Source organism: Bartonella sp. AA18HLJMS (genome assembly GCF_042197245.1).
Lineage (GTDB): Bacteria > Pseudomonadota > Alphaproteobacteria > Rhizobiales > Rhizobiaceae > Bartonella.
The window spans coordinates 18,794-44,842 of record NZ_JBHIRP010000001.1; the positions used below are offsets into that span (position 1 = coordinate 18,794).

Consider the following 26,049-nt stretch of genomic DNA (forward strand, 5'->3'; position numbering starts at 1 on the left):
GCTGCTTTATCAGCTGCTTCAGGTGCTTCCTTCACAGCATCAACAGCCTTATCAACAGCGTCAGTGGCTTTTTCCGCTGCATCAGATGCTGCTTTATCAGCTGCTTCAGGTGCTTCTTTCACTGCATTGACAGTCTTATCAACAGCGTCAGTGGCTTTTTCTATCACATCAGATGCTGCTTTATCAGCTGCTTCAGGTGCTTCCTTCACAGCATCAACAGCCTTATCAACAGCGTCAGTGGCTTTTTCCGCCGCATCAGATGCTGCTTTATCGGCTGCTTCAGGTGCTTTCTTCACGTCATCAGTTGCCTTATCAACTGCATCAACTTTATCCGTATCATGTGCAGGATATTCGGAAGCCTTTCGTGCCGCACTTTGAACAAGTGAAGTAGAACAAGCTATGAAAACCCCCATATAAAAGAGTGTTTTCCAATTGATTTTACGATACATTCTTTTTTCCCCTTAAGAGCTTATTAAATAGTTGAAACAAACAATCTTCTTTTTAATGACTATTCATGTCATTCAACGTTGTCACAGCACGTCGATTTTGATTCCAACAGGAAATATCATCACATACTGCTACAGGTCTTTCTTTTCCGTAAGAAATTGTTTGAATCCGTTGTGCGGACACACCAAGAGACACCAAATAGTTTCGCACAGCAACAGCACGGCGCTGTCCAAGTGCCAAGTTATATTCACGTGTTCCCCTCTCATCAGCATGACCTTCGATCATAATAGAATAATAAGGATAATGAAGCAACCATTCTGCTTGGCGCGTTAAAATACGTTCAGCATCAGCATCAAGTGAAGAAGAATCGAGACCAAAAAACACGCGATCACCCACATTAACCGTAAATTCTTGTCCTGAACCTGGTGACATCTGATTCAAACCAGCATCATTCATATAAGCGCCATTCATACCGTTAAGTGCACCAACATTTTTTTTGCCACACCCACCCAGGCATAGTGAGAAAAGAAAGAGGATAGCTAAGGAATGAGAGATGGTTTTTTTGGTAGAGCGCATAGTCCGTTTCTCCTTGAATTTCGTAAAGAAGGGTCAATTCTTAAAAATATTTTTAAGAATAACCGTTAATTCCTAATGAAGAAGAAATTTTTTCTGTTTTTTCGTCCTCATTTTTACTTTTGAGTCTCTGCCAATTTTTCTTCTCTTTGGCCATTCCTCTAACATTTCCATAAAAAATGTTTCCCTTATGCGTCATGGCTTTTTATGCATCATCTTGATCTTGACGATTTTTTTGCAGCGCGTTCAGCTTTGCAAAAACTTTATCAGCGTCAAAAGTCTTATGCAGATTTTCTTCACTCTCATTTTCCTCTAGAGCAGCGTTTTCCGTCACAGAAGCGGGAAGCAACGACCTATCTTCTTCTGCAGCAACAGGACGATTTTTCGCCGCACGCTGGAGCTCAAAATCTAAATCGATTTGCGAACACAAACCAAGCCCTACAGGATCAAGAGGAACCAAATTTGCACTATTCCAATGGGTTCTAAGGCGGATTTGTTCAATTGTCGCTTTTGTTGTCCCAATCAACCGTGCAATTTGTGCATCTTTCAACTCGGGATGGTTCGTCACCAACCATAGGATACCATTGGGACGATCTTGGCGTCGAGAAAGAGGGATATAGCGCGCCCCTTTACGTTTTTTTTCAGGAATATGCACCCTAGATTGAGAAATTTTCAATCGTGCGTTTTGATCAGCCTCCACCCGTGCAATTTCACTGCGCGTCAATTGCCCAGAACTAATCGGATCTAAACCTTTAATACCATAAGCCGCATCACCATCGGCAATAGCTTTTACTTCCAAGACATGCAATTTACAAAATTCTGCAATCTGATCAAAAGAAAGAGCTGTATTATCAACCAACCAAACAGCTGTTGCTTTGGGCATCAAAAGTTGCGTTGCCATTTTTATAAATCCTCTTCTGCGCCTCTTCTATGAGGCAGGTTACCGCCCACTCAAGAGCACTGGAACTTTTTTATATGTTTAGGTCTCTCCAACCACTCCTAAAACAAAGTGCGGCATGGAATAAACCATTTTGCTATGAGATTACATTCTGTTATAGCGTTATTTTTGCTCAACGACAAGAGATCTCTCTTGTAATGATCCTCAACTAAGGTGTCTTTACCTTTAAGATGAATTTTCTTATAAAGGGTTTATTCGATTATTTCACCTCATGCTGTGGCACATTTATTCTGGTGGGATGCGTGCTTTATCGCCTTAAATTCTAAGGAGTATCCAACTGGCAAAAAAGCCCTCAAATAGGAAGGAAAACTATGGCAGGCCATTCACAATTTAAGAATATTATGCACCGTAAAGGGCGTCAAGATGCAATGCGCTCGAAAATATTTTCTAAGCTTGCGCGCGAAATTACCGTAGCAGCAAAACAAGGTGCTCCTGATCCAGCCATGAACCCACGTTTAAGGCTGGCTGTTCAAAATGCCAAAGCACAATCGATGCCGAAAGATAATATTGAACGCGCGATTAAAAAAGCGTCAGGCGCCGATGTCGAAAATTATGATGAAGTACGCTATGAGGGCTATGGACCAGGCGGCGTTGCCGTCATTGTTGAAGCTTTAACTGATAACCGCAACCGCACCGCTTCAAATGTGCGCGCCGCCTTCACAAAATCAGGAGGAGCCTTAGGGGAAACAGGATCGGTCAGTTTCATGTTTAATCGGATTGGTGAAATAGTCTATAAGCCAGAAGCAGGAACAGCCGATAACATCATGGATGCAGCAATTGAAGCCGGTGCCGAAGATGTGCAATCAGAAGAAACCGGACATCATATTACCTGCGCATTTGAAGATATTGGTGAAGTTTCCAAAACACTTGAAGCAAAACTTGGTGAAGCAGAATCGATTAAAACGATTTGGAAAGCCACCACCCTTGCACCAATAGATGAAGAAAAAGCTTTGTCTGTTTTACGACTAATTTCAACATTAGAAGAAGATGATGATGTGCAAAATGTTTATGCAAATTTTGATGTCAGTGATGAGATTTTGGCAAAATTGTCTGTATAATTCCCATCATTTGCATAAGCCCTCTCTTCATGCATGAGGGCTTCAAAAGCATCTGTCACCCCTCCTCTTTATCCGCACATATAAAAGCCCCGCGTCAATAGCGGGGTAAGCCATTGATGCAACAAGAAACCACAATCAATCGCAGAAAACATAATCCCAAAAAGAAAAGCATCCAAAACTCTGTAGCCTCACGCCTTTCTTACATGCCCCAAAGATTATCCCTATATCCCCTCTCTATTTTATCTTTTTGTTCTTTAAGATTAACCTCCTCTCCCCACCCTCAAGTAATGAAATGATCTAGCCTCTAAACAATTAGGGGTTTCTTGACGTATTCCTATGACGAATCACTCATGAAATTCACTTGAAACTTAAGGCTCAACAAACATGCATTCCCCTAAATATTCGCTACGCACTTAAAAAACACTTAGAATATATCAAGGAGATTTATACGCCCTATATCCCCACACCTCAAAGAGCAGTGTTTTTACAACATCACAGAATAAAAATAAGCAAATGGAAAGCCAGAGCTGATTGTTTAGCAAAGTATTGTACAAAAAGCCGGTACATCTCTCTAATCCGTTGCAGATAAATTTTTGACTTTATGGCATCGTATATTTCTAAAATAACGTCATTTATCTTAAAAATCTGTCCTTTTGCTCTTACCAATCAATCAATATTCAGATCTAAAACAACCGCGTACTTGAATAAAACACATCAGAGAGCAACAGCCCCCCTGACAAGAGGACTCTTCACAAACAAAATCGAAGAAGAAGTTTAAAAAAATATATATAGCGACACTTTGAATAAAAAGTTGAACTCTAGAGACCTCAGAATTTTCGACTCTATTTTTTCAAGGTCTTGTTTTGAATTTTTTTAAGCATTTTCCCCCAAGGAAATTCCATTATCGATCAACAACCATAGATGATAGATGAAATCTACATAACTCCCCATACCCACTATAATCAATTCCTTCTTTTAAATAATTAAAAACTATTGAGATTGTGTAAACTTGAGACTGTATAGACTATATTCCTTCTATCTTCTGTTTTTAAGCATTTTGTTTTACTGTATATTGAGCAAAGGCGACCATGCTGGATCTGAAGCATCATTGGGGGTGGGTAATTGACGTTCATTGCGACCCGTAATATCAATCGTATAAATTTTTGGTCCCATACCGGGATTTTTGCGAAAGAACATCAGCACACGACCATTAGGGGCCCACGTTGGTCCTTCATTGTGAAACCCTGTGGTTAAAATTCGTTCTCCTTGTCCATCAGGGCGCATAACACCGATAGAAAATTGTCCGCTTAATTGTTTTGTAAAGGCGATATAGTCACCCCGTGGAGACCAAATAGGTGTTGAATAACTCCCATCGTTTGAAGAAATACGCTGAATATCACTCCCATCCGCATTCATTTTATAGATTTGCGGCTTTCCACTACGATCTGAAGAAAAGACAATTTGTTTTCCATCCGGTGAATAAGAAGCAGAAGTATCAATAGCAGAAGTTGTTGTAAGTCGCGTCATCGTACGGGTTCGTAAATCCATAGTGTAAAGATTGGCACTCCCATCATTTTGTAACAAACTCATGATAACTTTTTGTCCATCAGAAGAAAAACGCGGAGCAATTGTCATGTTATTAAACGTTCCGATCAACTCTCTTTGCCCCATTTCAATTTGTTGGAGATAAACATGAGGTACTTGATTGTCCTCGTAAGCCATATAGGTCAATTCTTGTCTTTTTGGTGAAAACCGCGGTGTAAGCACCAATTCACTTCCATCAGACATATAAATCAAATTTGCTCCATCTTGATCCATCATTGCTAAACGTTTAATGCGTGCATTTTGAGGACCTGTTTCATCGATAAAAACAATCCTTGTATCAAAATAACCACTTTCTCCTGTCATTTCACTATAGATCTCATCTGCGATCATATGTGCCACACGCCGCCAACGTTCTGTCGCAGTATAAAAACGCCGTCCTTTCAATTGTCTTTGTCCAAACACATCCCATAAACGAAAATCGACCCTCAAACGTCCATCGATTTCTCTCATGACTTGCCCAGTAACTAAACCTTGCGCTTTTATTTTCTGCCAAGAAGCAAAATGTGGTTGTTTATTAGGATTAGAAATGTTTTCAAAAAAATTTGCTTTATCAAGCGGTAAAAACAGCCCCGACCGTTCGAGATCGGCTGTCACCACAGCAGATATTTTCAACCCAATCGAATCATTGGAAATAAAGTCTGTAATTGCAATGGGAATGGGATTAAAATCAGCGCTCGAAATAGTTCCTTTCAATTGCGCATAACCCGATGAAATACTTGAAAGCCACAACCCACAAGTGACAATAAACCAAGCAAAAACTTTATGTCTCGTTATAGTCATCATGGAATGTGTCCTTTCGTTAAGCGCTTTTTTCTCGTTTATCATCTTATTTCTTGGAGGGGATCAACATTAAAGTCAAAACCTTGCCCCCATAGATCATATTGATCACGTGGGAGATCTGCATAAGGTTGGCATGAAAAGACAGCAGCATACACCTGCCTTATCATAATAGCTTGTTGACTCTCAAGGCCGCTTACGGGATCAATGATAGGATCGCCCACAACCATCCCTTCACGGTCTAAATAAAATCGCAACCGCACGACCGGACGATTTTTTAAATCGCCGCCAAGCGCCACAAGTTTAAGCTTCTGTTGAATACATCCCCCCGCAATATTGACCAATGTTTGTGCCATTTTTGTGGTATCATTAATATTTTTTCTTGCACCCAAAGCTTCTGGTATATGAGAACGTTTTGCTCCCCCTCCTTGTGACCGCGCACGATTGAGCAAATTATTTTCCTCCAGAGCTAAAATATCTTCAATGGTCTGTTTCTCTTGGTTTTTCTTGTTAAGCTTTGGCGTCTTTTGATTCAATGCAGCCTCATTCTTCTTTGGAAATTCTCCGTCAAACTTTGGTTTAAACTGTGGAAGAAGAGATTTTTCTGGAAGTACAATTTTGGGAACTTGATGAACAATCTGCTCTGCTGGTACTTTTGGGACCGTTGGAGCCAATTCTTTTGGCGATATCATCTCTTCATTTTTGTGCGCAGGCTTGAGCGCAACCTTAGAGGCATCTTCCGGCACTCTCAAAGGCATCTCAGGCGCAACCTTAGGCGCATCCTCCGGTGCCTCCAAAGGCATCTCAGGCGCAACCTTAGGCTCATCTTCCGGTACTCTCACAGGCATCTCAGGCGCAACCTTGGGCTCATCTTCCGGTACTCTCACAGGCATCTCAGGCACAACCTTAGGCGCATCCTCCGGTGCCTCCAAAGGCATCTCAGGCGCAACCTTGAGCTCATTCTCTGGTTCTTTTGAAATCTCTTCTGTTTTTGTTTCTAATAATTCTGGTTTTGTAAGTTCGGGTGCAAATGTTTCTGACGTGTTCTCGCTTGATGGTGGCGATGCTGTTTCAACGGGACGCGGCTTTTCCTCTGGTTGAAACGGTGCAAGACTATCTATTTGTCCCTCTCCAATATGGCGTGCATCTTCTTTCTCTTGTGGTTGCATAGTTGGTTTTACGGCAGGGATTGCACGTATAGGAGCCTTCACGGCTCCTTGTTGAGAAGAAAACTCGTCCACCAAAGGAGCAAGAGTGATGGGAATTGCTTCCAACGGTTGTGGTAAAGAGACAGAGCTTGTAAACTGAATAGCTCCCCAACTGAGAAAAATGACATGGACCACAAGGGATAAAGCCAAGCCTCGTTTCATACTATGATAGGAGTCTTTGTTCATTCTTTATGCCTTACTTATGCCTTATACATTTTTTCATTTTTAATCACTCTATGCTCTTTTAAAAAAAATTAAGAACAACCGGTTATACGCAATTTTATTACTTATTATTTATTGTGCTAAACTTGCTAACGCAACTTGAGAAAACCCCGCTTTTTGAATATCTGCCAGCAGTTTTAATACTTGCTGATATTCAACAGTTTTAGCAACCCGTACAAAAACCCGTTGATCTTTTTGTGTAGCATCTGCTTCCAGAAGAGTTTTCAGGTGTGCAATCAGGGACTGTGACGTTTCATAATAATCTTGATTAATGGCAAAGCGCCCTTGCGCGTCAAGTGAAACCGTAAGAGGTGTTTTTTGAGCTCGTACGGGACCCGCTTGACTACGAGGCAAATCTAGAGGAACACCGTTCACTAAAAGGGGGGCAGAGACCATAAAAATAATCAACAAGACCAGCATGACATCCACAAAAGGAGTGACATTGATCTCACTCATCAGTTGGCTTCGTGAATGATGCCGCCTACGTGTATTTTTGCGAGAAGAAGAAGCAACAGAAAAGCCCATGGGATAAGATCCTTTTTATAAAGAGGAAGGTGCTGTGCGTGTTTCATCAATACGCCGCGATACAATTGTTGAAAATTCATCGGCAAAATTTTCTATTTGTGCAATGATGCGCGCACTTTCATGAGTCAACTTGTTATAAGCAATAACAGCTGGAATTGCTGCAAACAAACCAATAGCGGTTGCCAAAAGCGCTTCTGCAATCCCTGGCGCGACAATGGCAAGTGATGTATTTTGAGAAGCTGAAATAGAAAGAAAAGACTCCATAATACCAATAACTGTTCCAAAAAGTCCGATAAAAGGTCCCGCAGATCCCAGTGTCGCAAGAAAACTTAATTTTGATTCTATTTTTTCACTTTCACGTCCCAGCGTCAAATCCATAGCCTTATCAATTCTGCTCTGCAAACTTTTCGATGTATGGGTCCCTTTTTCAAGAGATTTTTTCCATTCAACCATTGCTGCCATAAAAACTGCGGATATACTATTGGTACGTTGACTTTTGCATGATGCATAAAGATCTTCTAGCGCTTTGCCAGACCAAAATGTGCGTTCAAACTGCTTTATTTCACGCCGTATTCTCCGATACGTAAAAATTTTATCAAAAATAATTGCCCAACTCCAGATAGAAGCGAGCAGCAACCCGATCATAACACCTTTCACGATCCAACTCGCTTGCATAAACAAATGCAACATTCCAATTGTTTCTGGATTCGTTAGTTCTAAATGCGGCATAATTTTTGTCCCTCTAAATGAAAGATGCATTTTTAAAATTTATAAAACAGATTATTTTATAGTTTCTAAATTTAAGTAAAGACTCTAGTCTCACATAAATCCATGCGCTAAAACAAGACTTGTTTCTTAAATTTCCTTAAAAAGTGATGACGAGAGACATCCCTCAATGCACGCCCCTCTCATTTCACAACAGCATTTATGAAAAATATAACGATCAGGATTTCTCCATAAATGCTATAAAAATAAAAGATATAAAAATGCATGATATAAAATCTATTATGCACCACCATCTTTACGCTTATGAAAAGAACGCTAAATCATCATACGCGTTTCTAGCTTAAAATGCTGCAATAAGTCTTAGCACTTGAAAAGATTCATAAGAGGCATTTATTCCTTTCTTAAGTGTTTTTGTACCCACTCACCAACTCCGCTTGTGACATGTAAGAAAATGTTTTTGATTAATTCGCGGCAATAGAGCTTGAAAAGAAAAAGTTTTACAAGTTTCAGAATTATCTGAAAGTGACAACGCAATGAATTATCATTGTAAATAAATATGTTATCATCATAAAAGATGACGCTTTGCCTCAGGCTATTGTTTCTCTCATTCTTTAATAAGATCACACCATCGGGCACAAAAAACGACACTAAACCACCCTAAAACGCCTCACAACAATGCACCTCACCTAGGCCCCCTATAAGTCCTATATAATCTAGTGTAAGTCTCATGTAATCTCATTGTGTTGTGAATTAGCCCCTTTCAATGCCTATCATCTCTCTGGCACCTTGGTATAACGTACAAGCTTCTGTGACATGAAAAAAGCCTTTTCACATTTTTACCTCATCAAAACCGGCTTCTTCGCTCTCTTTGCTCACTTGCGATATTTGATCATTATTGCATTGAGAATGATCCATAAGGAACATTTTTACAATTTTTTCAATGGTTTATATTGTTCTCTTATGATGTATAAGCAAATGATTTTAATTGTTTCAACATGAACAGATCTGAAATGAAAGTATTTTATTCTATTCCTCTATTGGGGTTTGTGCCCGTGAGAAGTGATAATATATCTTTTTAAGTCAATATATTATATAGAATAATATGCTTTTGAAACTTTAAATGCAAGAATGCATTTCTGCTTTGTATACATTGATCTCTCACTCATTCACTACGTTTAGAAGCGCACATAAATCGCGCATTATAGCACATAAAGTGATGCATTATAGATAGAAATGGATGAAACACGCGCTCTTGTGATGCCAAATGACAATCCAGTAAAAAAACAAATCAAATTGCTTAAAAACACCCTTTGGGTGTTTTGAGACAATTTTCGACCTAATGGCTTATTATCACTTTATTGCAATATTGCGCTGGGTATGTGCATTTTTATAAAAATAAATCTTAATCCATTTTTATTTCTTTTTATATTTTGTACCTTTTCGCTGCTTTCCGATGCCAACAAACCTTTCTTCAAAAGAAAGAAAATATCTTGAGTTTATAGCAGAAAATGGATGAGGCGACATTGTTTTTGAATCATAACATGGATGAGGCGTGTTTAATTTTGTGAAATATCATCTTCAATTTATTGTAGTGTTGTAGCAGAGCTGTTTTCTTTTTCTGTATCATATAACCTTATTGAAAAACATTTAGGCTATAATAAATGTATAGTCTTAGATTATAGATTACTTTATATCTGCTGATCTCTCCTGAAGCGGCTGTTTCAATGAATCACACTTTTAACCAAGCATTTTTGCAAAAAGTTCTTTGGGTAAACGTCGCGGTTTTGCCTCCTCATTAATCAGAGCAATTTCAACTTTGGCTGTTACCAACGTGGTCATCTCATGCAAAATAGATTGCTCCATAAAAAAGCGGGCCCCTTGGATATGAGTAACACGTGTTTTAACAACTAAAAGATGATCAATTTTAGCTGGTCTTGAAAAATTAATTTCCATATGACGAACAACAAAAAACAGTTTTTCCCCCTCACCCCCTGCTGCTAACATCTTATTATTAAAACCGGTATCGCGTAAAAACTCTGAACGTCCTCGTTCAAAAAACTCAAGATAACGCGCATGATAAACTACACCGGAAAAATCTGTATCCGCAACATAAACGCGGACCTGAAAATTATGAAAAGCGTTTGTATGATTGCTCTTAAAAGGTGTTATTTCTGTCATCGACTTCATATCCCATAAAATCATCTAATATAGCAAATTATCTATCAATCAAAAGATTGAACACATTTTTGTGTTGAAGTTGTGAAAAGCAAAAGCAAAAAATCTTTAATAGTGCCAAACCTTTTTAGCCAGAATATGCTAAAAGAAGGCACGTCTCTTGTATTTTATGACCTTGCTATAAAATATTCACATAGTTTCTTTTAATAAAGAGAATGCCTTAGTCATCTTCCCCATCCCATAAAGATGTCTGAAGTGATGAATTGTCTTGAGCATCAGAAAGTTGAGAACGCCTTTGTATAGACGTTGTAGAGGCTGGAGCAGAAAGCCCTAAATGGCTCCAAGCCTTTTCAGTTAGAATGCGTCCACGAGCGGTTCTTTGAATAAAACCTTGTTGGAGCAAATACGGTTCAACAATATCTTCAATGGCATCGCGTGGTTCTGATAAAGCAGCAGCAATTGTTTCAATCCCCACCGGTCCCCCTAAAAAAGTTTCCGCAATCAGGAGCAAGTAGCGACGATCAAGCGGATCAAGCCCAAGATAATCGACTTCAAGGCGCGAAAGCGCTTCATCGGCGATTTTTTGGTCAATTTGTTTTGCTTGTTTAACCAAAGCAAAATCACAAACGCGCCGTAAAAGCCGTCCGGCAATGCGCGGGGTTCCCCGTGCTCGGCGTGCAATTTCATGAGCACCATCATCACTGATCTTGACGGCAAAAAGTCGTGCATTACGCTGCACAATATATTCCAATTCTTCTATCGTATAAAAATTGAGACGAATTGGAATACCAAAACGGTCTCTCAGCGGTGTGGTCAAAAGCCCCAAACGTGTGGTTGCCGCTACCAAAGTAAATTTAGCCAGATCAATTTTCACCGAGCGTGCGGCCGGCCCCTCCCCAATGATCAAATCCAGTTGATAATCTTCCATGGCTGGATAAAGAATTTCCTCAATCGCCGGATTTAAGCGATGAATTTCATCAATAAACAAGACATCACGTTCTTCAAGATTGGTCAAGAGAGCGGCTAAATCTCCTGCTTTAGCGATGACCGGCCCTGAAGTAGAGCGAAAATTAACGCCTAATTCTTTTGCCATAATCTGTGAAAGCGTTGTTTTTCCTAACCCCGGTGGTCCTACAAACAAAACATGATCCAGCGCTTCTTGCCGCGTTTTTGCTGCTTCAATAAATATTTTTAAATTAGCCCGTGCCGCTTCTTGACCAATAAAGTCATCGAGAACTTGTGGCCTCAAGGAACGATCTGGATCGTTAGGAAGGGAGGCGGAACCCAGAAGGCGTTTATCTTCATCTTTATGCATTGTTACCTTGATTTTAAGTAGGAGAAGAAAGCAATTTGAGACTATGGCGGATCAGCAGGGCAGAAGAAACAGTTTCCCCCTCAAGAGCGTTCATCGCAAGAGCAAGAGCACGGGATGCATGCTCCCGTTCAAACCCTAGCTTCATCAACGCGGAAAGCGCATCATGCGCAGGTTGATTGGTCATCTCACGCTGAGAAACCGAAACAGTCTTGACCGCTTGTTCAAAGGGGAGTGTTTTACTTTTCAGTTCACCCACAATTCTTTCACTGACTTTTTTACCAACGCCCGGCGCTCGACTAATCATCGCAACATCGTTTAAAGCAATAGCCTGTGCAAGTTCATCTGGCGATAAAGTACCCAAGATTGCCAAAGCAACCTTTGCTCCTACTCCAGGAACATTTTGTAGAAGACAAAACCACTCCTGTTCAGCTCTTGTAGTAAAACCAAAAAGGCGGATTGCGTCTTCCCGAACATGCGTTTCAATAAAAAGGCTTAACGCCTCCCCAACAGAGGGTAAAGAAGGACGCAGCCGATTTGACACAAAAACAACATACCCCACACCGTGAACATCAAGAAGGATATGATCATCAAAGATATGTTCAAGAGTGCCCTTTAATTTGCCAATCATGTTGCCACCCCACTCATATCGCCATCCTTGCCTGATAAGATCGGTCAATACTGTTACGGTGCATACTATGACAAAGAGAAAGAGCAAGAGCATCAGCCGCATCACTGCTATCAAATTCAGCCCGTGGGAGGAGAACTTTGACCATCATATGGATTTGTTCTTTAGCCCCATGTCCAACCCCAATAACTGATTTTTTCACTTTGTTGGGCGCATATTCAAAAACAGGAAGATTTGCTTGCGCAGGAACCAGCAGTGCAATTGCACGCGCTTGCCCAAGTTTTAAAGTTGCTGTAGCATCTTTGTTGACAAACACATGTTCTACAGCAGCTTCATGGGGCATAAATTGATGCACAACCTCTGAAAGACCTTTGTGGATCTGACATAGTCTGGAAGCCAGCGCACACTGTACATCAGAAGAAACCGTCCCTGCTGCAATAAACTGAAGACGATTACCCGCAACATCGATAACGCCCCACCCTGTACGCCGTAATCCGGGATCAATGCCTATAATACGAATCGTCTCTGCCATAAACTACAGTCTATACACTTTTCCCCCTTGTGAATAAAGATGTGAATAAAGACACGACCACAAAGAAAACAACAACCCAAGACAAAACCAGTAAAAAGATAATCATATCCCCCAAATTTATACAATTATAACACACAACGAACAGCATCTTTATGGAACACACTTTATGAAGCATAACTGAAATCAATCAAAACCATTCACACATCACAAGCAAGCACCCTCTAAAGCATAAAAATTCCCTTTCTATATCATATCCAACGCCATAACGGTTAAACATCGCAAGCGAGCAAATAGAGAGTGCTGGATTGCACATTCATAAGTGTAAAGAGGCTATGCAATGGATGGTACACACTTTACGAAAACTTTTTACATTATAGCATGACGCTATCATTATAAATCAACGCATTGATTTATAATGATAATTAATTATTTTGTATGTTGCATAAGAATCCCGAATATCCTAAAATTTTCTCATTACAAGTCTGTTTATCTTGAATCAATCAAAACCATTCTCTTACATATGAAACGTGGGATTGCCGTATAGAGTAAAACTATACAAGAAAGGACTAAAAATGCCTCTAATGAATTGTCTCAAGTTCCAAAGGCTGTTGCAACATTGGGGACTGGCAAAGATGATGATAGTGCCGGCTTTTTCCTTTGCAAGCGTAAAAATGAGAGAGGCTCAACGAATGTGAATAAGAACTGAGAGGTGTTTTTGAATATACTCATCACACCACAATGACATTGCATAGAGAGGGACATTGCATGGGGGCACAGGGAACCCATGGGGCATTCATTATATGGCACTTTATTTTGGATATTTTATTTTACGCGAGGGAAAATAACTTCCATTCAAAACAAAAGAAGCCCCAAAACTGCAACAATGTGTATCATCCTCATTAACACACACTTTACAGCAGCTTTATAGGCATAAATTATAGAGCATAAATAAATTGATGTACAAGCCCCTGCTCTATCTCAGAGCCAAAACAAAATCACACGATAGATCAACAGAAAGTGTTCCAGCTGCAATCAACCAAAGTCGATTTCCCACAAAACCAACCATACTCCATCCCATGCCATAATTCGCAATCAATACCTATCCCTCTCTCAGCTATAAGCTCAAGATATTTCCTACGCTCAAATAGAAATTAGGCAGAAAAAAGCACTCTAGTTTGGTTTTAGTTGTGAAATTTTGGTTGTAAAAAATGGATATACTGCTCTAAATATCGCAAGAAAGAAGCAAGGAGCTATTTTTCTCAGAATACCCAAAAGCTGTTTTGAGCAATTCGATTTGTTTTCCTACTGGATTATCATCTTCTAGAGCAGAGGAGGCCGCAGTTTCCCACCCAGCACGCATATAGGTTATGCGCGCTTCTAAACGCAATGAATGAGAAACAAATTGGCGAAAAATTTCTGGCAATTCATGCCAATGAGGGGTTTCAAGTTCCAATGTCGGTGTATGAAGTGACACTTTTACAATTTCTTTTTTTTATTTGTTCTGATGATATTTCTCCTTCGCACAAAGCAAGGGGAGTCTCTCTAAGAACGCCCAAAGGCTGTTTTGAGCAATTCGATTTGTTTTCCTACTGGATTATCATCTTCTAGAGCAGAGGAGGCCGCAGTTTCCCACCCAGCACGCATATAGGTTATGCGCGCTTCTAAACGCAATGAATGAGAAACAAATTGGCGAAAAATTTCTGGCAATTCATGCCAATGAGGGGTTTCAAGTTCCAATGTCGGTGTATGAAGTGACACTTTTACAATTTCTTTTTTTATTTGTTCTGATGACATTTCCCCTTCACGCTCTGCGCGAAGAAGAAGGAGTTGAGAAGCGATTTGCATAAGTCGTGTACTTAAATACATAGCCTCTTTCGCATAAACTGCAGAAACCTCTGCCGAAAGAGAGCGTGCTACTAATTTCCCTTCTGAGTCAATATACGCTGCGGTTTTTTCAATCAGCGCCATTGTTTCTTCATAGAGACGATTAAAAGCATTTTCAAAAGCATTATGCTCAATCATGATAATAGGTTCATCATATGGACGTTTATGTACACTCACGCTTTTATACTCCAAGTATCAGCACAAAATCATACCCCTTAACGAATAGAGTATTAAAAAGTTTCTTTTGTTGCTGTATAGAACGCTTTTTTTTAAAACTGCTACCTCTTTTAATTTTTTTGCGCAACGCACTTTTTATACTAAGGTTAACGTGCCCAACAAACACTACAGGAATATTTTTTATAAACGGATCATTTTCCTTGAAAAGGACCACTGCCAAGATTGCCGTTTTTCACAATAATAAGCGACTCCAAATTGCAAAGCAATACCCGTTATTATTAAGAGGGTATCGGAAAAAAACGTTTCTGTCATCACTGTTTTTATAATTTGTCCAAACATCGCAAAAATGGTTCCCGTTACAAAGACCGGTAAACTATGTTTTCCTAAAATTGCTAAAGGATGTTTTGGAGAGACATAAAACCATTTATTGATGCGCGGCAAAGAAAGAATGAGAAAGGCTAATGCAAGAACATGGAGTAAACGTGGCAAGCTTAAAAAGGTTTTATTAAAGTTCAACAATGGGGAAGACCAGCCAAGCCACCCCAAAATGCCCCACCAGTTTAAGCGAACCCATAACAGCGCCAACAAGAGATACGCTGCCGCACAAACAATCCAAAAAGACTGAAAAGCGATTTTTTTTCCTTGTTTAAGCGCTAAAGTACTGGTCAATCCTATGACAAATAAGAATTGCCAAGACAAAGGATTTAAAAACCACTTTCCCTTTAAAGGATAAGAAGGAGGAGCAATTTTGTAAAATCCGCAGATAAGATACAGTGTAAAGGAGCCCAAAAGCAGCCATTTTGTCTGCTTACAACTCAAATAAAGGATAAAAGGCGCAAAAAACATCAAAACGATATAAAGAGGAAGAATATTATTATATCCCAATTGATGCCCAAAGCTTAAGGTACTCAAAAATGCGATACTAGGCTCTTTAAAAAAGAGTCCCACATTGTTCATCGATAAAAGTTTTTCTGTTCGCCATAATAAAAAGGCAGCAAAAAAAAGACTTAACGTGACAAAAGTCGTAAAAAGATATGCCCCATAGAGCTGCAGAGCTCTGTACCAAAGTTTTCGGATAATAAAAGCAAAGGATTTTTGCTGTAATCGTCCATGAAAGCTTAACCCAAGAGCAATCCCTGAAAGCAAAACAAACACTTCTGCACAATCAGAAAAACCGAAATTTCTATGAGTAAAAGACTCATAGATCGTTCTGGGAATATGGTTGATGAAAATCGTCAATAAGGCCAAAGAACGAAAAACGTCAATGCGTGTATCACGGCGAAAAGATTGAGTATTATGCTCAAGAATACCTTGGTACTTCATCAGTGGACTCCCACACGTTGCACCCCCCTTGAAGTCCCATAAAATGGTGCTTACCCTTATTGCCAACAAGCATGAACAGAATGAAATTTTAATTTTTAAGAGTCAAGTTTCATTTTAAGCGTTTATTTTTTTTAAAGCAAAAGTTTTTTAAAGGCAAAAGAACGAAAAGCGTCCATACGTGTATCACAGCGAAAAGGTAACATATTATGCTTAAAAACACTCTCATTTCTCATAAACAGGCTTCCACACACCCACAAATCCTTTAAATTAGGTGAAAATGGTGGTCACTTTCATTGCAAATAAGCATAATAGAATGAAACTTTAATTTTTAAGCGTTATTTTTTCTAAGAAACAGGGATTTGACATGACACAACAAAAAAATAAACCAATTGATCCACCTCTTTTCCCTCAGTTGATTTTAACACTTGATGTTCGGCGCAACACCCCACACGCATTATTGCGGCAAATTTTGCAAACAAAGTCTTTTGCATGCGTCATCCTCTATGATTCACAAGGGGTGAAAGATGATGGCTCTTTTTTGCAACAACAAGCGCAAACTTACGCAGAAGATATTCAACATCATGACGCAGCCCTTCTCATCGCTGATGACAGCCGCATTGCTGGGCGCATAAAGGCTGATGGATTGCACATAGAAAATGATCTTAACGCTCTTGAAAGCTTCAAAAATCAGCAAAAGGAACAAAAAATCATAGGCTTTGGCAATCTACGCAATCGCCATAGTGCTATGCTTGCAGCGGAAACAGGTGTTGATTACCTGTTCTTTGGAAAACTCGGGGCTGATAAAAAACCCCAAGCGCACCCCCGCAATCTCCAGTTAGCAACATGGTGGGCAGAAATTATGCAAACCCCCGCCATTATCCAAGCAGGAAGCGATTTTTCAACCTTTGATGAAGTCTTAAAGACTGGATGTGAATTCATTGCTGTAGAAGAAGTCATTTTGGGGAACGACAACCCCTTAATGCTGCTTAAAACAATGCAAGAAAAATGTGAGAAAACCCCCTTGTAATATAGGAGACATACATAAGCCGCTGATAAAACCCCATACACTCACTCATGCAATACCCAGTGAACATAGCGATAAGCAAAAGCTACGAAAATCCCTGCCATAGTTCAAGCAGGAAACAATTTTGCACTCTTTGATAAAATCTTAAACACCACATATGAATTCATTGCTGTAGAAGAAGTGATTTTGGGGAACGACAACCCCCTGATGATACTTAAAATGATAAAAATAAGGGAAAAACCAAAGCACTTTCAAAAAAACAGTACACTGTCTCAAATTAAATTAGAGATTTTAGTTACTAACAATAACAATAATTAATAATAATAATAATAATAGTAGTAGTTATAGATTACTTAATATAAAAATAAATAATTTTTAATTAAGGGATATTGTAAATGTAATTAACAGTAATTACATGAGTTATTGTTTCATAAATTATTATTCAACAAATTTTATCAATAAAAAAATGTATTATACAGTTTTTAAATTAAAAAGGGGAGAAAATGAAAAATACAAAAAATATTGATTTTGACTATATTTATAGTTCATTTGTTTCAAGATTTTATTGGAAATGTAACTATTTTAAAAACGTATTTTCACCTTTCTATATAGAGAAAAGTCTTTTTAAACATGGCATGTTAGGTCTTTTTGAGGATGAAACACAGGGGTTTTTACTGTTACCATGTGAAGCTCACTTACAAGAAGGAGAACCAACAGAATACAAATGCAATGGGAATGGCTATTCAAAAATAATTAATAAAGAGAATATTGTCATTCTTAGAAATGGTATATCTAGTGATATTCCATCTTTAATAGCTAAAAAATATGCAGAGAGGACATATAATATATTTCAAAATCATGGTATTGTAGCGCGAACATTAAAAAATGCGGTTTCATTCCCCATAAATCCTGGAAGCCTTATACAAAATTTAGAAGATTTGTGGCAACAACGAGACGACTTGCTTAATGAAGTTTTCTCAATATTAGGATTAAAAAAAGGAGATAATTTTATACGCTGTGTACATGCAAGAGAGACTTTTGTGAAAAATTGTAAAGATCGTTTTAATTTTGATATTAGTTTTAAAAGCCAATATGAATATCAGGAAGAATTATCCTCTCGCTTACGGTAAAATCAAGCACCATTAATTGTCATTAGGATGTGAAAATCATAGTAGTAAAATAACTAAGCTTTGCTTTAATGAGAGGCTCTCCGCCTCTCATTAAAAAGCTGTAAGTTACAAAAACTTTTTTCATTTTTACTGCAATCTCCTAAAATCACTTTATTCCCCCTATAATCACTTTATCATTGAGCAAATGTTTTTTATCGCATACACAACACCTAGGAAGGGTTTGAAACAACTTCTTGCATATTAAAATGGGAGAGATTTTTCAATTTTAAAAGAAGCTTGTATACTACCATTGTCCGAGCATCTGTACCTATATTGTCAAAGTGAGAGAGTGCTAAGATTGCGGGAAATCATAGCGCATCCAAATTATCTTATATTGTATCGAGTAGCTGCAAAATAAACTGAGATTTTAACCGTAGTACACGCCCGCCGTAAATTTCCTAACTCCATTTGATTTGATGAAAAACGCAATACCTCTCACGAGAAAAACACTATTTTAATTTTTATTGTAAATTTCCTAAAATTACTTTATGAATTAGAAGATGTTTTGGTCGCATACGCAACGACCAAAAGGGAACTGAAAACCCTAGATCCGAGCGTAAAAATAAACCCACTCCTGTGGGTATCCCGGAATTCCGGGAGATTTTGCTATGTCCAGGTGCTTCTCAGCACTAAAAGCAAAATGCTGACTCGGATTCAGTGTTTTCAGACTCCCGGAATACTCATGCGAGGGCGCTCGCAACCGGCGGGGAAAAATGCAATCTCAAAATCTTAATATTGATCTTTTTATTGGCAAAAAAATTCGTTTGAAACGAAAAATGCTAAAAATGTCTCAAACAACTTTAGGGCACGCTTTAGGCGTCAGCTTCCAACAAATTCAAAAATATGAAAAAGGCTTAAATCGTGTCAGCGCAGGGCGTTTAATGGAAATTTCTGATATTTTGAATGTTCCCATTGCCTTTTTTTATGCCGATATCATTACAAAACACCAGCCCCCGTATCATCATGATGAAATCGCATCAAGCACAGAGGAATACCTGCTGCTCAAAAGATTTAGAGTTCTAACAACGGTAAAAAAGAAAGCCTTTTTACAGCTGATCTCTGATGAGAATGCAAGCTAACATCACGCGATAGTGTGTGCTATTCAAAGTCCCCTTTGTGAACGCTTTATTGCTTGAATGCAAAACATGCCACCCCTCCATTTTAAGAAACGACACGTTAAGAGACACTATTTTAATTTTTATTGTAAATTTCCTAAAATTACTTTATGAATTAAAAGATGTTTTGGTCGCATACGCAACGACCAAGAGGGTCTTGAAAGCCCGAAAATCTAAACATGAATTTACCCCACTTTGTGGGTATCCCGGAATTCCGGGAGTTTTTGCTATGTCCAGGTGCTTTAAGCACTAAAAGCAAAAAAAGCTGATTAGATTTCAGTACTTTCAAGCTCCCGGAATACTCATGCGAGGGCGCTCGCAACCGGCGGGGAAAAATGCAATCTCAAAATCTTAATATTGATCTTTTTATTGGCAAAAAAATTCGTTTGAGACGAAAAATGCTAAAAATGTCTCAAACAACTTTAGGACACGCTTTAGGTGTCACTTTCCAACAAATTCAAAAATATGAAAACGGCTTAAATCGTGTCAGCGCAGGGCGTTTAATGGAAATTTCCGATATCTTGAATGTTCCACTTTCCTTTTTTTATGCCGATATCTTAACAAAACAGCAGTCACCATACCACCATGATGAAATCGCATCAAGCACAGAGGAATACCTGCTGCTCAAAAGATTTAGAGTTCTAACAACGGTAAAAAAGAAAGCCTTTTTACAGCTGATCTCTGATGAGAATGCAAGCTAACATCACATGAATAGCGTGCGCTATTCATAAGCATTCATACGTATTTTTAAAAGCAACCTCCATTGTAAGCATTTTTTCATTTTAGGGGGGGATAAGCCCTTGATATAATAGAAGATAAGCATCTTTACATACGATAACCCTTCATCATTATTATTTTTAACAGGACTGTATTATTTTTAACAGGACTGTTTTAAACAGTCTGTCTCTCGTCGACATTTATGCTACTTTTTTAACTTACCCAACCCTACCTTGAACCAAGACGAAAAACTGAGAGATAAAAAGTAATATAGAAATGAAATTCTTATACGGCTTGTAATGATGAAAAAAAAATGTGAAAATTCTGATCGGTAATGAGGAGAAAACACCATGATCAAGAGAAGCGTGAAGCTGCTCATCTTAGGCGTGATTGGGCTTGCAAGTTCTGCTGTAAGTTCAGCGGGAAACACTGAAGAAATCTCAAATTCTGAAAGCTCTTTCAATACGATTCAAGAAGCTTCAAACACTCAAGAACCCTTTCAGCCCTTAAAAGCTGGAGACTATGACCAAGCCTATGACTATTACATCCAAGGTTATTATTTAAAAGCTTTTCGTGAAGCACTCCGACGTGCTGAAAAAAATGATCCTTTTGCACAAACTCTTCTTGCCCGAATTTATATGGAAGGATGTGCTGTTCCTATTGACGGTGCGCGTGCTGCTTTATGGTTTGAGCGCGCTGCAAAACAGGGGGAACCCCAAGCACAACTACGCTATGGACTTATGTTGTTTGATGGTCACTTTATAAAACAAAATCAAGAACTTGGTGCGCAATTCATTCAAAAAGCTGTCAAAGCAGGCGTCAAGGAAGCCTATTTTTATTATGGACAACTGCTTCTTTATAAAGCCTCACAGGAAAAACAAGCTCTCCCTGGTGTTTCTTCCCAAAGTCGTGAAAATGAAGCAATAGAGCAAGCCTTAAAATGGTACTTAAAAGGTGCTGCTCTTGGCGATGCTGAAGCGGCTTTTTCTGCTGCAAAAATTCTTTCCTTAGGCACATTAAAGCGACCAAAAGATGATCGCAATGCCCGCAAGCTCATGGAAGTAGCAGCTCAAAACAACCACTTAAAAGCTCAACTTCATTTAGCACAATGGCTTGTACAGGGGCGTGGAGGAGAAACAGATTTTCAGCGTGCTTTTCATTTACTTCACAGAAATGCCGTCAACATGATTGCACCAGCACAGATTTCCCTTGCAAGGCTTTATCGAGATGGTACAGGAACAAAAGGCGATATAATAATGGCAGCGGCATGGTATATGCTCGCAAAGGAAGCAAAAATGCAAGCTCCTGATCTTGAAATAATGCTCCAAGGCATGGACAAGACACAACTAGAAAAAGCGCACAAAGAAGCAATAAAGCTCCTTCCTGTTTTTTAAAATACTCCTCTCTGCTTCAAAAAGATAAAATTTATAGAAATTCCGGGAGATTTTGCTCTGTCCAGGTGCTTTAAGCACTAAAAGCAAAAAGGCTGATTCGAGGTCAGTGTTTTTAGACTCCCGGAATACCAACGCGAGGGCGCTCGCACTCGGAGGGGGCTTTAAAATGCGAGCCAAAAATCTTGATAATGACATTTTCATTGGTAAAGAAAACGCACTGGTATAATTTGCTTAACAAACAATACCCAATAAGCAAAAGAGCTAGGCTATCCTGAAAATTCCGCAAGCTCTATTTTTTCATTCTTTTTACTTGGATGAAAAACACGCCGTCTCTTATAAAAAAACTATTTTTTATTGCCAAGCCTCCGAAATTACTTTACATATTTAAAGGTATTTTTGATCGTATACGCAACGATCAACGGGGATTAAAAACCCTAAGGTCCGATACATAAAAATGAACCCACTCTGTGGGTATCCCGGAATTCCGGGAGATTTTGCTATGTCCAGGTGCTTTAAGCACTAAAAGCAAAATGCTGATTCGGACTCAGTGTTTTTAACTCCCGGAATACCAATGCGAGGGCGCTCGCACTCGGAGGGGGCTTTAAAATGCGAGCCAAAAATCTTGATAATGACATTTTCGTTGGCAAAAAAATTCGTTTGAGACGAAAAATGCTAAAAATGTCTCAAAAAACATTAGGTCAACATTTAGGTGTTACTTTCCAACAAATCCAGAAATATGAAAACGGCTTAAATCGTGTCAGCGCAGGGCGTTTAAAAGAAATTGCCGATATCTTAAATGTTCCACTTGTCTTTTTCTATGCGGACACCTCAGCAAAACAACAGCTCCCATACCCTCATGATGAAATCGCATCAAGTACAGAAGAATACCTGCTGCTCAAAAGATTTAGAGTTCTAACAACGGTAAAAAAGAAAGCCTTTTTACAGCTGATCTCTGATGAGAATGCAAGCTAACATCACGCGATAGCGTACGCTATTCAAAGCCCCCCTTGTGAACACTTTATTGCTTAAATGCAAAACATGCCACCCCTCCATTTTAAGAAACGACACGTTAAGAGACGCTATTTTAATTTTTATTGTAAATTTCCTGAAATTACTTTATGAATTAAAAGATGTTTTGGTCGCATACGCAACGACCAAAAGGGGCCTTGAAAACCCTAAGTTCTAGCGTAAAGATGAACCCACTTTGTGGGTATCCCGGAATTCCGGGAGTTTTTGCTATGTCCAGGTGCTTTAAGCACTAAAAGCAAAAAGGCTGACTAGAACTCAGTATTTTCAAGCTCCCGGAATACCAACGCGAGGGCGCTCGCAACCGGCGGGGGCTTTAAAATGCGAGCCAAAAATCTTGATAATGACATTTTCGTTGGCAAAAAAATTCGTTTGAGACGAAAAATGCTAAAAATGTCTCAAAAAACATTAGGTCAACATTTAGGTGTTACTTTCCAACAAATCCAGAAATATGAAAACGGCTTAAATCGTGTCAGCGCAGGGCGTTTAAAAGAAATTGCCGATATCTTAAATGTTCCACTTGTCTTTTTCTATGCAGATATCTTAACAAAACAACAGCCCCCGTACTCTCATGATGAAATCGCATCAAGTACAGAGGAATACCTACTTTTAAAAAGATTTAGAGTTCTAACCTCGATAAAACAAAGAGCCATTTTACAATTACTCTCTGATCAAAATGAAAGCTTTTAACATCATGACATAGGGCGCTACACTCTCTATTCTTGACTTGCCTCCCACCCCTCAAAGGACAGAAGCCCCTTCCCTATCCAGTTGGGAAACAATCCGTCTTCTCAGAACAGAACTCTTTTAGCTTCCCATTTTATGTGGTTCATTTCACAAGATTATCCGGACAAGCTCTCCCTCAAATATTCACCACACACTCTCATAAAAACATCACATGTGCAAAGTTTTATGTCTTATAGCACCACACCTCAAACGATAGTATTTAAAAAAACAGAATAAACATTCATACGTATTTAAAAAAAGACAGCCCTCAAAAAGCAATGCTTGAAAATTTTTTTGATCAATCTGGAATAACACTTAACACATCATTTTATAATAGTGATAGAGGACATGCTCTTAACATGCAAACGCAAAAAATTGCTTTTTTATCATAATCACTAAAAGCAGCAGTTTATTAAAATATACGCCACCAGAAGCACTTCAAGCAGCCTTTACAGCTGAAACCATTATTCATTGATTAATTAACCGATTGATTAGATACCGATATGTTGTTAATGTGCTATGCGTAAAGTTGCTCTTATTTCTGGAAGAGGAGCTTCGCAAATAAAGAGCAACAATAAGTAAGGGGAATTAAAGATGTTAAAATATTTATTGCTGTCACCGGTTGTGTTGGTGGCTGGTTGCGCATCTGTAGGCAATTATTCATCAAATTATGTTGATCAAAGTCTTACAAAGCGTCAGGCACAATTAGTCGCTAACAAATTTATTAGCGATATCAAGAGATCTCTACCACCAGCTACAACCACACTTCTTATAAAGAAAAATAATACAGCAGACAGCTTTACTCCTTTATTCATCAATCTGTTGCGACGGAATGGATATAATGTGATCTATACAGATCAACCTCAAAAGCAGCAAAACATGGGTGTGAATTTGAGTTATAGAATACAATTAAATAGTAGAGTTATAGTGTCTCTTCTTCAGTATAATGTGAACGGAGAACCACGTGCTCATATAAGTACTCAGCCCAAATGAACCCGCTATTTAATGTAAACATTCTCTATATTTTACACGTAAAGACTTAAAAGCTCTTGCGAAAGACAAAGAGATTTGCACCTCAATAAAAAACCTCATTTTTAGCCAGAGTGGATAAATTTTATTATAGATTGTGACAATACAAAATAGTGTAAATTATAGCTTTGAGATTTAAGAAAAGAAGAATACTAAAAATAATGAAAATGCCCCACACCCTAGTGAATTGTTACGCGAAGATGTAAATGCAAAACTTGGACTATCTGTGATTGCAGCAGCTGAAGAGTTTTCTATATCCCGTGTAGCATTTTCTAGGGTCTTGGTAAAATCCTTATAACGACATTTTCAGTGGCAAATTCATTGGCAAAAAAATTCGTTTGAGACGAAAAATGCTTAAAATGTCTTACAAAACATTAGGTCAACATTTAGGTGCCACTTTCCAACAAATCCAGAAATATGAAAACGGATTAAATCGTGTCAGCATAGGGCGTTTAAAATAAATTGCCGCTATCTCAAATGTTCTACTTTCCTTTTTCTATGCTGATATCTTAACAAAACAACAGCCCCCGTACTCTCATGATGAAATCGCATCAAGTACAGAAAAATACCTGCTTCTCAAAAAATTTAGAGTCCTAACCTCGATAAAACAAAGAGCCATTTTACAGCTCATCTCTGATGAGAATACAAACGAACACCCTGTGACAACACACCACGCTCTATCCCATGAGACACTATAATAAACTCCGTATTCACATATTCATCACATATTCTTAATTAAAAACATCTCATGGTTTTAGGGAACTTATATCATTGCCATCAATTATATTATTGCCATCAATGATGATATTTTACGACACAACGGGATAAATTTCCCCCAAAATTCTAAAAAATTTTTGTGCAAATTTTTAAAAAGCTTGCGTCTGAGCGCTTTTTATGGTCTTGCAAAGAGCTGAAAAGCAAAAATACATAAAGGTCCTTTTTTACTTAAGCTTTTCTCTTTGCAAAAAGCAGGAGAAAGCCCATAAAGAGCACACAGGACCATGAGAGAGCAGCAAGGTTAATCAAAGGGATTTTAGCCCGAAAATAACAAAAGAGCTTGACTGTTAAAGGCAGCAAAGAAAAGCGCCATAAAGACAACAAGAGAGTTCTTTTTGCAAGAATAGAATTGGATAGAAACGATGAAAATTAATGGCAATGAAATTCGCCCTGGTAATGTGATCGAACATCAAGGAAGCTTATGGGTTGCAGTTAAATGCAACGCTGTAAAACCAGGAAAAGGTGGTGCATTTAACCAAGTTGAAATGAAAAATTTGATTGATGGTACAAAACTTAATGAACGCTTTCGTGCTGCTGAGACGGTTGAACGCGTGCGCCTTGAACAAAAGGATTTCACCTTTCTTTATCAACAAGGGGATGCTTTGGTCTTTATGGATTCAGAATCTTATGAACAACTAGAACTTCAAAAGGATTTTGTTGGTGAACGTGCTGCGTTTCTCCAAGATGGGATGACTGTCACAGTTGAACTTTATCAAGAAAAGCCTATTGGCATCTCACTTCCTGATCAAGTTGCTGTCACGATTACAGAAGCCGACCCTGCCATCAAAGGACAAACGGTTACCTCCTCTTATAAACCCGCCATTCTTGAAAACGGGATTCGTATTCTTGTTCCCCCCTTTATGAATACTGGTGAACGTATCATTGTAGACACCAATGAGTTGATTTATTTGCGTCGCGCAAATGAAAAAGATAAATAAAGGA

General features: G+C 38.7%; 23 protein-coding genes and 3 pseudogenes. 11 read left to right on the plus strand and 15 right to left on the minus strand.

What is annotated here, in order from left to right:
- The 3 genes and pseudogenes from ACFINW_RS00105 to ACFINW_RS00115 all read right to left on the minus strand — a co-directional run.
- Window positions 1-449 (minus strand): annotated as a pseudogene (locus ACFINW_RS00105) (tol-pal system protein); the annotation flags it as partial.
- 52 nt (window positions 450-501) lie between these two features.
- A complete protein-coding gene (gene pal, locus ACFINW_RS00110; RefSeq protein WP_273790460.1) occupies window positions 502-1,023 on the minus strand; it encodes a peptidoglycan-associated lipoprotein Pal in 522 nt (173 codons plus the stop codon).
- Window positions 1,024-1,225: 202 nt separating this feature from the next.
- Window positions 1,226-1,921, minus strand: a complete 696-nt coding sequence (locus tag ACFINW_RS00115) for a DUF1013 domain-containing protein (protein WP_375611764.1) — start codon at window positions 1,919-1,921, stop codon at window positions 1,226-1,228.
- A 368-nt stretch (window positions 1,922-2,289) separates the two neighbouring features.
- On the opposite strand from ACFINW_RS00115, the gene ACFINW_RS00120 reads away from it, so the two are divergent.
- Entirely contained in the window at window positions 2,290-3,036 is a 747-nt protein-coding gene (locus tag ACFINW_RS00120) for a YebC/PmpR family DNA-binding transcriptional regulator (RefSeq protein WP_375620979.1), read from the plus strand.
- A gap of 1,062 nt (window positions 3,037-4,098) precedes the next feature.
- Here ACFINW_RS00120 and tolB read toward each other — a convergent pair.
- The 12 genes and pseudogenes from tolB to ACFINW_RS00180 all read right to left on the minus strand — a co-directional run bounded on the left by tolB (window position 4,099) and on the right by ACFINW_RS00180 (window position 16,130).
- Window positions 4,099-5,424 (minus strand): Tol-Pal system beta propeller repeat protein TolB, encoded by a 1,326-nt coding sequence (gene tolB / locus ACFINW_RS00125; protein WP_375620980.1) that lies wholly within the window; start codon window positions 5,422-5,424, stop codon window positions 4,099-4,101.
- Window positions 5,425-5,462: 38 nt separating this feature from the next.
- Window positions 5,463-6,812 (minus strand): cell envelope biogenesis protein TolA, encoded by a 1,350-nt coding sequence (locus ACFINW_RS00130; RefSeq protein WP_375673610.1) that lies wholly within the window; start codon window positions 6,810-6,812, stop codon window positions 5,463-5,465.
- A gap of 108 nt (window positions 6,813-6,920) precedes the next feature.
- Window positions 6,921-7,373, minus strand: a complete 453-nt coding sequence (tolR, locus tag ACFINW_RS00135; protein WP_375611761.1) for a protein TolR — start codon at window positions 7,371-7,373, stop codon at window positions 6,921-6,923.
- A 15-nt stretch (window positions 7,374-7,388) separates the two neighbouring features.
- Window positions 7,389-8,102 carry a protein TolQ gene (gene tolQ, locus ACFINW_RS00140; protein ID WP_375611760.1) on the minus strand — a complete coding sequence of 238 codons (714 nt, stop codon included), beginning with the start codon at window positions 8,100-8,102 and terminating at the stop codon, window positions 7,389-7,391.
- A gap of 1,734 nt (window positions 8,103-9,836) precedes the next feature.
- Window positions 9,837-10,277: a tol-pal system-associated acyl-CoA thioesterase gene (gene ybgC / locus ACFINW_RS00145; RefSeq protein WP_375611759.1), complete on the minus strand. Its 441-nt coding sequence runs from the start codon at window positions 10,275-10,277 to the stop codon at window positions 9,837-9,839.
- A gap of 217 nt (window positions 10,278-10,494) precedes the next feature.
- Window positions 10,495-11,589 (minus strand): Holliday junction branch migration DNA helicase RuvB, encoded by a 1,095-nt coding sequence (ruvB, locus tag ACFINW_RS00150; RefSeq protein ID WP_375620983.1) that lies wholly within the window; start codon window positions 11,587-11,589, stop codon window positions 10,495-10,497.
- A gap of 13 nt (window positions 11,590-11,602) precedes the next feature.
- Window positions 11,603-12,217: a Holliday junction branch migration protein RuvA gene (gene ruvA, locus ACFINW_RS00155; RefSeq protein ID WP_375620984.1), complete on the minus strand. Its 615-nt coding sequence runs from the start codon at window positions 12,215-12,217 to the stop codon at window positions 11,603-11,605.
- A 13-nt stretch (window positions 12,218-12,230) separates the two neighbouring features.
- Window positions 12,231-12,746, minus strand: a complete 516-nt coding sequence (gene ruvC / locus ACFINW_RS00160) for a crossover junction endodeoxyribonuclease RuvC (protein ID WP_375620985.1) — start codon at window positions 12,744-12,746, stop codon at window positions 12,231-12,233.
- Between the two features lie 973 nt (window positions 12,747-13,719).
- On the minus strand, window positions 13,720-13,842 hold the full coding sequence (locus ACFINW_RS00165; protein ID WP_375620986.1) for a hypothetical protein: 123 nt from the start codon (window positions 13,840-13,842) through the stop codon (window positions 13,720-13,722).
- A gap of 126 nt (window positions 13,843-13,968) precedes the next feature.
- Window positions 13,969-14,266 (minus strand): annotated as a pseudogene (locus ACFINW_RS00170) (DUF1465 family protein); the annotation flags it as partial.
- Between the two features lie 22 nt (window positions 14,267-14,288).
- Window positions 14,289-14,807 (minus strand): DUF1465 family protein, encoded by a 519-nt coding sequence (locus ACFINW_RS00175; protein ID WP_375629728.1) that lies wholly within the window; start codon window positions 14,805-14,807, stop codon window positions 14,289-14,291.
- A gap of 180 nt (window positions 14,808-14,987) precedes the next feature.
- Window positions 14,988-16,130 (minus strand): OpgC family protein, encoded by a 1,143-nt coding sequence (locus ACFINW_RS00180; RefSeq protein ID WP_375673613.1) that lies wholly within the window; start codon window positions 16,128-16,130, stop codon window positions 14,988-14,990.
- 364 nt (window positions 16,131-16,494) lie between these two features.
- Between ACFINW_RS00180 and ACFINW_RS00185 the strand changes: the two genes are divergently transcribed.
- The 10 genes and pseudogenes from ACFINW_RS00185 to efp all read left to right on the plus strand — a co-directional run bounded on the left by ACFINW_RS00185 (window position 16,495) and on the right by efp (window position 26,045).
- Window positions 16,495-17,157, plus strand: coding sequence for a thiamine phosphate synthase (locus tag ACFINW_RS00185; protein WP_375673615.1), 663 nt, complete (start codon window positions 16,495-16,497; stop codon window positions 17,155-17,157).
- Window positions 17,158-17,657: 500 nt separating this feature from the next.
- A complete protein-coding gene (locus tag ACFINW_RS00190) occupies window positions 17,658-18,284 on the plus strand; it encodes a hypothetical protein (protein ID WP_375673616.1) in 627 nt (208 codons plus the stop codon).
- Window positions 18,285-19,036: 752 nt separating this feature from the next.
- A complete protein-coding gene (locus ACFINW_RS00195; RefSeq protein ID WP_375673618.1) occupies window positions 19,037-19,402 on the plus strand; it encodes a helix-turn-helix domain-containing protein in 366 nt (121 codons plus the stop codon).
- Between the two features lie 371 nt (window positions 19,403-19,773).
- Complete coding sequence (locus ACFINW_RS00200) at window positions 19,774-20,139, plus strand: helix-turn-helix domain-containing protein (RefSeq protein ID WP_375673621.1); 366 nt, start codon at window positions 19,774-19,776, stop codon at window positions 20,137-20,139.
- A 366-nt stretch (window positions 20,140-20,505) separates the two neighbouring features.
- Window positions 20,506-21,549 carry a tetratricopeptide repeat protein gene (locus ACFINW_RS00205; RefSeq protein ID WP_375629715.1) on the plus strand — a complete coding sequence of 348 codons (1,044 nt, stop codon included), beginning with the start codon at window positions 20,506-20,508 and terminating at the stop codon, window positions 21,547-21,549.
- Window positions 21,550-22,155: 606 nt separating this feature from the next.
- Entirely contained in the window at window positions 22,156-22,521 is a 366-nt protein-coding gene (locus tag ACFINW_RS00210) for a helix-turn-helix domain-containing protein (protein WP_375620996.1), read from the plus strand.
- 375 nt (window positions 22,522-22,896) lie between these two features.
- Window positions 22,897-23,265, plus strand: a complete 369-nt coding sequence (locus ACFINW_RS00215) for a helix-turn-helix domain-containing protein (protein WP_375632054.1) — start codon at window positions 22,897-22,899, stop codon at window positions 23,263-23,265.
- Between the two features lie 630 nt (window positions 23,266-23,895).
- Window positions 23,896-24,294, plus strand: a complete 399-nt coding sequence (locus tag ACFINW_RS00220) for a hypothetical protein (RefSeq protein WP_375630925.1) — start codon at window positions 23,896-23,898, stop codon at window positions 24,292-24,294.
- A gap of 338 nt (window positions 24,295-24,632) precedes the next feature.
- Window positions 24,633-25,028: pseudogene (locus ACFINW_RS00225) on the plus strand (helix-turn-helix domain-containing protein).
- A 441-nt stretch (window positions 25,029-25,469) separates the two neighbouring features.
- Window positions 25,470-26,045: an elongation factor P gene (efp, locus tag ACFINW_RS00230; protein WP_375673623.1), complete on the plus strand. Its 576-nt coding sequence runs from the start codon at window positions 25,470-25,472 to the stop codon at window positions 26,043-26,045.
- Window positions 26,046-26,049: the final 4 nt, after the last annotated feature.

Excerpts from the sequence above, each read along its gene's own strand:
- ACFINW_RS00185 (WP_375673615.1), top strand. The coding sequence starts at position 16,495 with ATGACACAACAAAAAAATAAACCAATTGATCCACCTCTTTTCCCTCAG.
- ACFINW_RS00200 (WP_375673621.1), top strand. The coding sequence starts at position 19,774 with ATGCAATCTCAAAATCTTAATATTGATCTTTTTATTGGCAAAAAAATT.
- ACFINW_RS00180 (WP_375673613.1), bottom strand. The coding sequence starts at position 16,130 with ATGAAGTACCAAGGTATTCTTGAGCATAATACTCAATCTTTTCGCCGT.
- ACFINW_RS00115 (WP_375611764.1), bottom strand. The coding sequence starts at position 1,921 with ATGGCAACGCAACTTTTGATGCCCAAAGCAACAGCTGTTTGGTTGGTT.
- ACFINW_RS00220 (WP_375630925.1), top strand. The coding sequence starts at position 23,896 with ATGTTAAAATATTTATTGCTGTCACCGGTTGTGTTGGTGGCTGGTTGC.
- efp (WP_375673623.1), top strand. The coding sequence starts at position 25,470 with ATGAAAATTAATGGCAATGAAATTCGCCCTGGTAATGTGATCGAACAT.
- tolQ (WP_375611760.1), bottom strand. The coding sequence starts at position 8,102 with ATGCCGCATTTAGAACTAACGAATCCAGAAACAATTGGAATGTTGCAT.
- tolR (WP_375611761.1), bottom strand. The coding sequence starts at position 7,373 with ATGGGCTTTTCTGTTGCTTCTTCTTCTCGCAAAAATACACGTAGGCGG.
- ACFINW_RS00195 (WP_375673618.1), top strand. The coding sequence starts at position 19,037 with ATGCAATCTCAAAATCTTAATATTGATCTTTTTATTGGCAAAAAAATT.
- ruvC (WP_375620985.1), bottom strand. The coding sequence starts at position 12,746 with ATGGCAGAGACGATTCGTATTATAGGCATTGATCCCGGATTACGGCGT.
- ACFINW_RS00210 (WP_375620996.1), top strand. The coding sequence starts at position 22,156 with ATGCGAGCCAAAAATCTTGATAATGACATTTTCGTTGGCAAAAAAATT.
- ACFINW_RS00190 (WP_375673616.1), top strand. The coding sequence starts at position 17,658 with ATGAAAAATACAAAAAATATTGATTTTGACTATATTTATAGTTCATTT.
- ruvB (WP_375620983.1), bottom strand. The coding sequence starts at position 11,589 with ATGCATAAAGATGAAGATAAACGCCTTCTGGGTTCCGCCTCCCTTCCT.
- ybgC (WP_375611759.1), bottom strand. The coding sequence starts at position 10,277 with ATGACAGAAATAACACCTTTTAAGAGCAATCATACAAACGCTTTTCAT.
- pal (WP_273790460.1), bottom strand. The coding sequence starts at position 1,023 with ATGCGCTCTACCAAAAAAACCATCTCTCATTCCTTAGCTATCCTCTTT.
- ACFINW_RS00205 (WP_375629715.1), top strand. The coding sequence starts at position 20,506 with ATGATCAAGAGAAGCGTGAAGCTGCTCATCTTAGGCGTGATTGGGCTT.
- tolB (WP_375620980.1), bottom strand. The coding sequence starts at position 5,424 with ATGATGACTATAACGAGACATAAAGTTTTTGCTTGGTTTATTGTCACT.
- ACFINW_RS00120 (WP_375620979.1), top strand. The coding sequence starts at position 2,290 with ATGGCAGGCCATTCACAATTTAAGAATATTATGCACCGTAAAGGGCGT.
- ACFINW_RS00215 (WP_375632054.1), top strand. The coding sequence starts at position 22,897 with ATGCGAGCCAAAAATCTTGATAATGACATTTTCGTTGGCAAAAAAATT.
- ACFINW_RS00130 (WP_375673610.1), bottom strand. The coding sequence starts at position 6,812 with ATGAACAAAGACTCCTATCATAGTATGAAACGAGGCTTGGCTTTATCC.
- ruvA (WP_375620984.1), bottom strand. The coding sequence starts at position 12,217 with ATGATTGGCAAATTAAAGGGCACTCTTGAACATATCTTTGATGATCAT.